The sequence below is a fragment of the Sphingobium psychrophilum genome (genome assembly GCF_012927105.1).
Classification (GTDB): domain Bacteria; phylum Pseudomonadota; class Alphaproteobacteria; order Sphingomonadales; family Sphingomonadaceae; genus Sphingobium; species Sphingobium psychrophilum.
The window spans coordinates 1-8884 of sequence record NZ_JABBFV010000046.1 but is presented as its reverse complement, the minus strand read 5'-3'; the positions used below and the strand labels follow the sequence as shown (position 1 = coordinate 8884).

9 protein-coding genes and 1 pseudogene are annotated in these 8884 nt (G+C 55.9%); 3 read left to right on the top strand and 7 right to left on the bottom strand.

Annotation, left to right across the window (positions count from 1 at the left end; genetic code table 11):
• Positions 1 to 145 precede the first annotated feature (145 nt).
• The gene (locus HHL08_RS24735; RefSeq protein WP_169575522.1) at positions 146 to 982 is read right to left on the bottom strand and encodes an IS5 family transposase; all 837 of its coding nucleotides are present in this window, start codon (positions 980 to 982) and stop codon (positions 146 to 148) included.
• Between the two features lie 165 nt (positions 983 to 1147).
• On the opposite strand from HHL08_RS24735, the gene HHL08_RS24730 reads away from it, so the two are divergent.
• Positions 1148 to 1798, top strand: a complete 651-nt coding sequence (locus tag HHL08_RS24730; RefSeq protein WP_328804754.1) for a hypothetical protein — start codon at positions 1148 to 1150, stop codon at positions 1796 to 1798.
• A gap of 40 nt (positions 1799 to 1838) precedes the next feature.
• Here the strand turns inward: HHL08_RS24730 and HHL08_RS24725 are convergent, their stop codons facing one another.
• The 3 genes from HHL08_RS24725 to HHL08_RS24715 all read right to left on the bottom strand — a co-directional run bounded on the left by HHL08_RS24725 (position 1839) and on the right by HHL08_RS24715 (position 3315).
• Positions 1839 to 2153: a hypothetical protein gene (locus tag HHL08_RS24725; protein ID WP_169575521.1), complete on the bottom strand. Its 315-nt coding sequence runs from the start codon at positions 2151 to 2153 to the stop codon at positions 1839 to 1841.
• Between the two features lie 173 nt (positions 2154 to 2326).
• On the bottom strand, positions 2327 to 2482 hold the full coding sequence (locus HHL08_RS24720; protein ID WP_169575520.1) for a hypothetical protein: 156 nt from the start codon (positions 2480 to 2482) through the stop codon (positions 2327 to 2329).
• A 26-nt stretch (positions 2483 to 2508) separates the two neighbouring features.
• A complete protein-coding gene (locus HHL08_RS24715; RefSeq protein WP_169575519.1) occupies positions 2509 to 3315 on the bottom strand; it encodes a S1/P1 nuclease in 807 nt (268 codons plus the stop codon).
• 726 nt (positions 3316 to 4041) lie between these two features.
• Between HHL08_RS24715 and HHL08_RS24710 the strand changes: the two genes are divergently transcribed.
• Positions 4042 to 4530: a MucR family transcriptional regulator gene (locus tag HHL08_RS24710; protein ID WP_096062078.1), complete on the top strand. Its 489-nt coding sequence runs from the start codon at positions 4042 to 4044 to the stop codon at positions 4528 to 4530.
• Positions 4531 to 4897: 367 nt separating this feature from the next.
• A pseudogene (locus HHL08_RS24705) lies at positions 4898 to 5598 on the top strand (IS5 family transposase); the annotation flags it as partial.
• Positions 5599 to 5964: 366 nt separating this feature from the next.
• Here the strand turns inward: HHL08_RS24705 and HHL08_RS24700 are convergent.
• The 3 genes from HHL08_RS24700 to HHL08_RS25855 form a co-directional block, all read right to left on the bottom strand.
• Entirely contained in the window at positions 5965 to 6363 is a 399-nt protein-coding gene (locus tag HHL08_RS24700) for a type II toxin-antitoxin system VapC family toxin (protein ID WP_096062076.1), read from the bottom strand.
• Positions 6360 to 6611 (bottom strand): AbrB/MazE/SpoVT family DNA-binding domain-containing protein, encoded by a 252-nt coding sequence (locus HHL08_RS24695; RefSeq protein ID WP_096062095.1) that lies wholly within the window; start codon positions 6609 to 6611, stop codon positions 6360 to 6362. The genes HHL08_RS24700 and HHL08_RS24695 overlap by 4 nt, the downstream gene beginning before the upstream one ends.
• A gap of 1178 nt (positions 6612 to 7789) precedes the next feature.
• A complete protein-coding gene (locus HHL08_RS25855; RefSeq protein WP_268747147.1) occupies positions 7790 to 7921 on the bottom strand; it encodes a helix-turn-helix domain-containing protein in 132 nt (43 codons plus the stop codon).
• Between the last annotated feature and the right edge of the window lie 963 nt (positions 7922 to 8884).

Sequence of the window (8884 nt, the reverse complement as noted above, 5' to 3'; positions counted from 1 at the left end):
AAAATGGGAAGATATTGACGATATGGGCGGATGCGTCTTGCCACTCGATCAGGCCCTCGACCACATCGCTGAAAACAGCATCTTCTGGACTTGGACCTGACCAAAAACGTACAAAGTCGAGCTGAGAGCCCGATTCAGAAGTTCGTCAAATTTGACAGTACCTTGCGGTTCTGCGCGTGAGCATGCGGATTGAAGCGATAAGAGCCCAGGCCGTCGATGAGGCGATGGACCTTTCCCAATCTTTGGCGAGCCGTCGGCAACGCCCGAGCCATGCGAAGGTTCGCTCGACAACCCATCGGCGGGGTAGCACCTCGAAACCCTTGGCTTTGTCGGAACGCTTGATGATTTCGATCGTCCACTTTCCCATGCCGACGAGTGCCGACCGTAACTTTTCACCCGCATAGCCGCCATCCGCGAACACATGGCGCAGCCAGGGGAAACGGGTCCGGATTGCGGCCAGCACATCGACAGCTCCATCGCGATCCTGAATGTCGGCAGCGTGGACGAGGATGAAGATCAGAAAACCGCAGGTGTCTGTCAGAATGTTACGTTTGCGGCCTTTGACCTTCTTGCCAGCGTCAAAGCCCGAAATTCCGCCACTTTCCGTGGTCTTCACCGACTGGCTATCGATCACTCCAGCGCTGGGCGAGGCTTCCCGTCCTTCGATTTCCCGCAAGTTCATAACCAACACGGTGTTGATGGCTTCGAACAGACTGGCATTGCGCCAGGCGTAGAAGTAGCGCCGGACAGTCGACACCGGAGGAAAGCATTTTGGTAGAAGTCGCCACGCGCACCCGCTCGCAGCTACATACAACATCGCGTTGAGGACTTCGCGCATGTCTGCCGTTCGAGGTCGGCCTCCACGCCTTGCCGGAGGCACGAACGGCGCTGCCAACGCCCACTCAACATCGGTCATATCCGATGGATATCGCAGTCCCTCCCGGCTATGCTCGCGCCGGGCAATACCAGTCCATGTCACCATTCACTCCATCTCTTCGCAAAGAGGCGTGAATCACAACATGCTGGTATTGCTCAACAACTTTCGGATCGGGCTCTGATAAGCAATTATTACGACTACGGAACAATGCACCGAAATAGTTAATGAAACTACGGCGTGTCGTGATTTGACTATAGTTATGCATTTGCAGTGATCAATGATCCGATGATCGATTTGAATGTGAGTGGTGGACGATCCTGGCACGCACAAATCGCTCTTCTGCCCCAGCAATTTCGGGGGAATGATGAGAAAATACTGCTCTTCCCCACTTTGGCCATGACGCTATTGTCGGCGACCGCAGCAGCGGCTGAGCCAGGTGCCGTTCCAATGCCGCAGACCCTAGCAGCCCTCAAAGGATGCTGGAAGGCACGCGGCGATGTCATGGAGAAACCCGTCTCCGTGACGATCAATGCGCGACCAATCCTGCACGATGCGATGTTTGCGTTGGACGCCGAAAGCAGTGCTGTAGCCGACCACCGCGACCGATATGCCGCCCACCTGATCTTTGGCGGCGCCGGGACGCAGGCGGAAGCCTCGATAGACGCCATCACGAGTTTCTGGGCAGACAGCTTTGGTGGCACGGCCTCGGCAGTCGGAAGCGGCGAAAGCGTGGTGGGCGGGTTTGACATCAAATATCAGGATGAGAACAGCACCTTCATCAATCGATGGCGGACGACCACCAGAGGCCTGACGTGGCAGATCACAGCCCGCGACGCGGAAGGGAAGGAAAATCCCTTCGCCTGCTACACGCTCAGCAAGGTGCCCTGTCCGACGCCGCTAAAAATAAGTAATTTGCCGTAGCCCTACCAGACTAGCCTGCCCGTCCACCGTTCTAGGGCGATCAACTGCCGGCTACGAACTCAGCCATGAAGCCCGATCCCGATTGCGTCCTTTCGGTCCGCAATGCCTTGGCATGATGGGCGACCAGCTTCCCGAAATATTCTCCTGCCTGCCGTATGGCGCGTGGCGTCACCACTTCCACATCGCTTTCGACGATCGCTGCCGTAGCGAAGGCCAGAAGCTTCGTGAGATCACGGGTGCCAATCAGCCCCTCTGAGTTTGATGCGGCAATTGCCTCCATCAATGGTCGGAGAATGGCCTTGACCATCACCTGTTCTTTCGAAGTGATCGTCGTATCGCGGGCATCTAATTCCATGTGGCGTCCTATCCTCGAAACCGGTTGACGGCCGCTTTCACACTCGTTCTTTCGGCAGGCTGAGATGAATGCGGGCGGCGTCATTCGTCATCCCGATTGCCACCGGTCGAACCTTTCGTCCATGCTGCTCTCGACACAGCCGGTGTTAGATGCGCTGTCGCGCGTCCCGGAAGTCATTTGCGCGAGCCCAGGCGCTCGAACCGCCACCACAAACCATGAGGCTCGAACAGGAAGATGTGCTGGCATCTAACCACGAACTTGATCGTCCGGTGTTTTGCCGCCACCTCAAATAGGCAAGGTGCGACCTTAAGGCGATCGCGGTAGGTCATCGTGCGATCGTGCTGACCAGCCTATGTCATTTGGGCGTCGCCGTGGGAACAGCGCCGCGCCGAGGCTCGAACAGCCAATTGAGATAGGCGGCAATCCTGATGCCTCCGCGTTTCAACCGATCGTCCATCGCCGAGCGATGCTTATAAGCATAGTCCCAGGAAATTGCGGGGTCGGCGGGGTAGATCGTCTTGCGCAGCGCGATGCTCTCCGCAATCCACACCGAAGGCGCAGGATCGCTCCAATCGATCATCTGCTCAGGCGAGATCGTGCGCGACAGCCATTGCGCATATTCGGAATAGGACAAGGACCGTTGCTCGATCATCGCTGAGTCCCACACCGAATGAAGGTTGGTCGAGCGGCCGAACCAGGTCACCTTGACATCGTTGCCGCCCCGGTCATCCCCACCGCCCGCGTGAAATGGCTGATGCAGATCGCCGATGATGTGCACGATGAAGCGGAGGGCCAGCCGCTTGTCCTCGATCGACGATTTAGGATTGCGCAATGTAGCCGTAAAGCCATCCAGCGCGCTCATGGCATCGCCCTCTGGCGGCGCGTCCTTGCTTTGATAGCTGTCCCCTTGCCTGACTGTCACATAGTGCCATGGGCCAGCCTTCTTCTGCCAATATTCGGCAGGGTCGGATTTCATGTCGTCGGGCCAGGTCGCTGCCTCGGCAAGATCCTGCGTACCTAGCAGAAGATGGACATGGGCGCGCGCGACGCCGCTCAAATTCTCATCGGCAATGGCACCTGTTATGCGGTGACCGACAGGACCCCACGCCTGAGCGGGCGTGGTCAAAAGCAATGGGATGGCGAGAAGGGAGTATATGCGCATATCTGCTCTTTGACGGCATTTCATCGGCAGGGAAAGACGGATCGGTGCGCAGGATGGGCCGATCCGCGCGGGCGATCCTAGATCGTCTCGCCGTCCCTGTCAGCCAGCATCGACCGCCTGCCCTGCTTCTCGACCATGACGGCGATTGGCCCCGACATGAGGCTCAACATGCCTGGGCGATGCAGCGTCACCCGCAGTTAATTATTTTGAGGTCAGCGGCGCATCGCACTTACAGACCCCTGGTCGTCACCTTCAGTGCGAGTCGTTCTCCTCCGAGCCGCTAGTGGATGACGGTGGCTGCGCCATCAGGAAGGTTCGCCCAAGCCTTTTGGCCATGCGCTATTAAAAATGGCTACAATAAGATATCATTAATTCACAATACAGTGAAGATAGTGCATAAACTGCGATCTTGAATTTTCAATATAGTCATTATTTAAATATTTTAGACATTTACATTATAATTATTTCATAATTTTAAAATACTTACCATTTTATAAAAATTCATATTTTTTAATATACTATCATAAATTAATTTTACAAAACTTATACATCTACCAGATTCGCAATTTATTTACGATTGCAAAAAACAGCATCCGTGTCAGGTAACTGATAAATTTCCACTCACTTCTGGTTTGTAATATTTACTCATGCATCTTATATATAGGATATCGCAGCCTCTTGATCGAGGCATCATAACCTGATTGAAAACGAGAAAGAATGGGTCGTATGACTGGCACAATCTTCGAACAAGATACGCTTGTTACCCTCACCGCCGACATTGTCGCGGCACATGTTTCCAATAATTCGGTGTCGGTGGGTGACGTTGCAGCATTGATTGGCAATGTTCACGCTGCTCTCTTCGCTCTTGGTACACCCAGCACGCCGGAGACCCCGAAACAGGAGCCTGCTGTCGCCGTCCGCGCGTCAATAAAGCCCGACTATATCGTCTGCCTTGAAGACGGGAAGAAGCTCAAGTTGCTCAAGCGCCACCTGATGACACATTATCAGATGACGCCAGCGGAGTATCGGGCCAAGTGGAGTTTGCCTAGCGATTATCCAATGGTGGCACCAAACTACGCGCAACAGCGCAAGGATATGGCGCTTCGGATTGGCTTGGGCCAGAAGCGCCGGACGCCGACAGCCGCACCTAAAGCAGACATGCCTGCCAAGCGTGGCAGAAAGCCGAAAGAGCAAGCGGTGGCCGAACCTGCTTGATCAGATAAAGCGCGGGAATACAGCCTCTGCCATGGGGCGGCACGGTATTGCCCCACGGCATTCAAACGAGTTCCTTGTGCGGTGGCGATATTTGACGACAGCGCGCCACAAGATCGACTGATGGTGAGCGGGAATCACTGCCGGGCGACACGAAAGCAATAAGCGTGGGAACATCAGCAGCAGAAGGGTGTTATCGTAATATCAGACGGCGAATTTTCCCCCACTTATAAGCCGTCCGATTGACCCCGCCAGCATCCCCCGCTGGCGGGGTCTTGTAATTGAGCCATGTGCCTTTTAGACGATCCGAAAGTTGTTGAGCAATACCAGCATGTTGTGATTCACGCCTCTTTGCGAAGAGATGGAGTGAATAGTGACATGGACTGGTATTGCCCGGTACGGGCATAACCAGGAGGGACTGCGATATCCATCGGATATGACCGATGTTGAGTGGGCGTTGGCAACGCCATTCTTGCCTCCAGCAAGGCGTGGAGGCCGACCTCGAACGGCAGACATGCGCGAAGTCCTGAACGCGATGCTGTATGTTGCCGCGAGCGGGTGCGCGTGGCGACTTTTGCCCAAATGCTTTCCTCCGGTGTCGACTGTACGGCGCCACTTCTACGCCTGGCGCAATTTCAGTCTGTTCGAATCCATCAACACCGTGTTGGTTATGAACTTGCGGGAAATCGAAGGACGGGAAGCCTCGCCCAGCGCTGGCGTGATCAATAGCCAGTCGGTGAAGACCACGGAAAGTGGCGGAATTTCGGACTTTGATGCTGGCAAGAAGTTCAAACGCCGCAAACGTAACATTCTGACAGACACCTGCGGTTTTCTGATCTTCATCCTCGTCCACGCTGCCGACATTCAGGATCGCGATGGAGCTGTCGATGTGCTGTCCGCAATCCGGACCCGTTTCCCCTGGCTGCGCCATGTATTCGCGGATGGCAGCTAGGCGGGCAAAAGGTACGGTAGGCGCTCGTCGGCATGGGAAAGTGGACGATCGAAATCATCAAGCATTCCGACAAAGCCAAGGGTTTCGAGGTGCTACCCCGCCGATGGGTTGTCGAGCGAATCCGGCTCTTCCAAGTTGACGCGGCCGCGCAAAGCCAATGCGAAGGCGCCCAATCGAAAGACCAAGCCTCCGCGAAAAGCCAATTCTGAGGCCGCACCGACACAGTGAGCGAAACTTCCCGACTGATCGCCGCGGAGCATGCATCGCAGGATGTCTCCCCGCGCGCCTAAGTCGCTCTGCAGCGATCAGAAAGTCGCGGCGTCCTGTTGCCTCAGGGTTTGATCACGAGAGAGTGGGTTTATGCCTATCGAGCGGATCACTAAGTCAAAGCGAGTCGCCGGAGGCGTTTCAACACCCTTTGCATGGCAAGCGGAGACATAGACCAGGAGGATCGAACTGCGGCGATCCTCGCATTTGGATGCACGTCAGGCGGGAATATGGGTCGCTTGTCCCTGGGCTTTTGCAATCCGAACGGCATCGGCATCAAAGCTGACGAACATCTGTCCGCCCAGCCAGTTGCCCTCATGCACGATTACGCCGTCGGCAAAGTCACCGCCGGCGTCGAGAAATGCGAGACCAACATCCGCCGAGGCTTGTTCGAGTTTTACGTTATCGGCAGCGCAGAGACGGCGCAGCATCGCGGCGAGATCGATGCGAGAAATTTTGTAGCTGCGGCTCAGGACCCAGGCAAGTTCACACAGTGTAGGCAACGTGATGGCTACGATCTCAGCCTGGTTGAGCTGCGCCTGCGCCAGCGGGCTCTGCACAGGATGATCGTCAGTGATCGCGCGCACCAGAATGTTGGTGTCGGCGATGATCTTCACAGTGCGCCGGCCCAGCCCTTGGCGATAACCTCATTCATCTCCTCGATAGACACCGGCCGTTGGCCTTGGCGTTTGAGCATGCCGAACACCTCGGAAATCTTGCCCGTAGGCTTTACGGGCCTGATCTCGATGCGCCCGTCGGCAAGTTTTTCTACCGCGACTTTGTCGCCCGGATGGATGCCCAGATGCCGCATTATTTCCTTTTTAAGGGTGATCTGGCCTTTTGCCGTGACGGTCAGCGCGTTCATGAGAGTGATCCTTTCGTACGGCATTGTAAGGCATTTTAACCTTACATTCAAGTCGATTTCAATCTGCCTCACGGCCGGCCTTCCCAGCTTCTTATTCCTGGCAGACTCCAGCAGGGCCTCCATCCCAGCCAGCGAAGGGGCAGCAGTCCAACTACCACCGACCTTAAGACGTGGCCTGCCCGAGTACCGCAAACCAAAGCCTTCCCGCCCGATTTCGCAGAGATGCTGCGTGGCGGAGCTATGCTTTTCACGCTCGAGATGACGACTGCGCCACAATGCCTTCCCTGCGACGACCTTTGGTCGCGCTTGCTCCGCTTCGCCCGGCTTTATGGCTGGCAGGTCCGCGTTATACCGCAGGGCGAGGCAATGATGCGATCTGGACGACTGGAACTATCATGGATTGGACATCCCGTCCTTTGGATCCGGCCGCGATCTGACGAGAACCACACCGTACCTGTGGCGATCGGGACCGATCATGACGCGAACCTCCAGCGCAACATCTATCTTGGGGTCACGATGCTGGGCGGCGTCCGACCTACCGTCTGCCTTCGAGCCATGTCCAAATTTACACGCATCGTCGGCGCTCAGCGATGACCGACATCCTCACAATGGTGGATCGTCCCTCCCGATTGGCAGGGATAAATTCCCTTACCTTGCGCCATCGACCGACGGCGACTACTCGTTTCCTCCATCCGAAAAGGAATGCATCTTGGCCGCCCTTTTCCGCCCCGCCTATCGGCCGCTTCGGTGTGATCTTCGACGTCAAACGCGCGAGCAACGGGGGCGTCGCTTCGGGCAGGACACCTAACGCTCTACTTCTCTACGGAATGAACCAAAGCCAACACAGTGTGTCCAATTTTGAGCTATCGACCCTTGTCGTGAAACGATAAATGCAGTGGAACATTGTGCAGCAGCTAATGAACGGATGCAATCAAGTGCTTGAATTTGCTGCACAATATTCTCACATTTGGGGACTCTTAATCAGCGGGTCCTTGGTTCGAGCCCAAGTGCGTCCACCATTATTTTCAATGAATCAATTACTTAGAGATAGGTTCAGGTTTCCATTTTGGCTCCTGACACCCGGGTGTCACTATGGGTGCCATATGGGTGTCACCGGAACGGTGATCATTGGTGGATGAGGATGGTCAAGGACGGAGCCGAGATTCGATTGTGCCGACCTACTTTCGCCTCCGTGCGAGGAATGCGCGCAGACTATCGGTTGGGACGAGGGTCGATCTACCGACCTTGATGGTCTCAATCTCTCCCGAAGCAATCATCTCGTATAGCGTCGATTTGCCGATACCCAACATTTGGGCCGCAAGGGGTATGCGGACGGCCAATGGCTCTACGGATTGGGCCATTCTCTCGATATTCAGTTTTTTCACAAATGCCTGCCTGCCGACATGATGTCGAAAATCAGTGTTGGTAAGATCATGGCTCGACGGCCCGGAACGTGTTTGGCCCGTAGCGACGTCGCAGATGCCCTGCTACTGCAAGCGCGTAGCGTCGTTGTCGCCAGGTCGTTGGACTGTGATAGGCTCCAACCGCCCGCCAAAAATCACCCGTGACGGCCAACCCCGACAGGAAAATCCACCGGGCAGCCTGTACGTTGAAGCACGGATCGTTGATCAACCAGGCACGTACCTGTGCGGGCGAACGCTGAGAAAGCGTAGCAAGTCTTGGCACCCAGAAGCTATTGACTTGTAGCGGCCCAAGATCGTGACTGCCGTTGCTGTTCGGAACCTCAGCACCGATCCATCCGGCCTCCTGATCACGCAGACCCCAGAGCGTTTTTTCGAGCCATGATCTGCCCGCCGACGCGAATTGAATACATCGGGCGATCTCACGTTCCCCGGTGGCAGACCTGACCGGACGAGAGTCCGCTACAGCTGAACCGGATAGTAGGACGAGGCCCGCTACGAGCGCCGGCAAGGCATAGGGGCCCGGCCGCCAGCGAGGGCGCGAAATGGGGAGTCTCATATGCGCTTCCCCCTGACCAAGACGGGTTCATCGCGAATGAGGGCAAGAAGCTGGTCACCAGATATGATCTGGATATGAGGATGACGATTAAGCAGCGTTCGGGTCGATGGTCCGGTTCGTCCAGTGTGAATGAAAAGCCCCGGCATACTCTTTGCGGCACATAGCTGCGCGTGTAGAGGGCGGTGACAAACCAGGCCAATGGAACGCCAGCGATTTGCTGAGCGTGGCGGTTTAAAAACCAGCCATCGGATAGGTTGCTCCTTTTAAGGGGGGTGGCCGGGGATGTTTGCCGT

Excerpts from the sequence above, each read along its gene's own strand:
- HHL08_RS24720 (WP_169575520.1), bottom strand. The coding sequence starts at position 2,482 with ATGACCTACCGCGATCGCCTTAAGGTCGCACCTTGCCTATTTGAGGTG.
- HHL08_RS24735 (WP_169575522.1), bottom strand. The coding sequence starts at position 982 with ATGGTGACATGGACTGGTATTGCCCGGCGCGAGCATAGCCGGGAGGGA.
- HHL08_RS25855 (WP_268747147.1), bottom strand. The coding sequence starts at position 7,921 with ATGTTGGGTATCGGCAAATCGACGCTATACGAGATGATTGCTTCGGGA.
- HHL08_RS24695 (WP_096062095.1), bottom strand. The coding sequence starts at position 6,611 with ATGAACGCGCTGACCGTCACGGCAAAAGGCCAGATCACCCTTAAAAAG.
- HHL08_RS24725 (WP_169575521.1), bottom strand. The coding sequence starts at position 2,153 with ATGGAATTAGATGCCCGCGATACGACGATCACTTCGAAAGAACAGGTG.
- HHL08_RS24715 (WP_169575519.1), bottom strand. The coding sequence starts at position 3,315 with ATGCGCATATACTCCCTTCTCGCCATCCCATTGCTTTTGACCACGCCC.
- HHL08_RS24710 (WP_096062078.1), top strand. The coding sequence starts at position 4,042 with ATGACTGGCACAATCTTCGAACAAGATACGCTTGTTACCCTCACCGCC.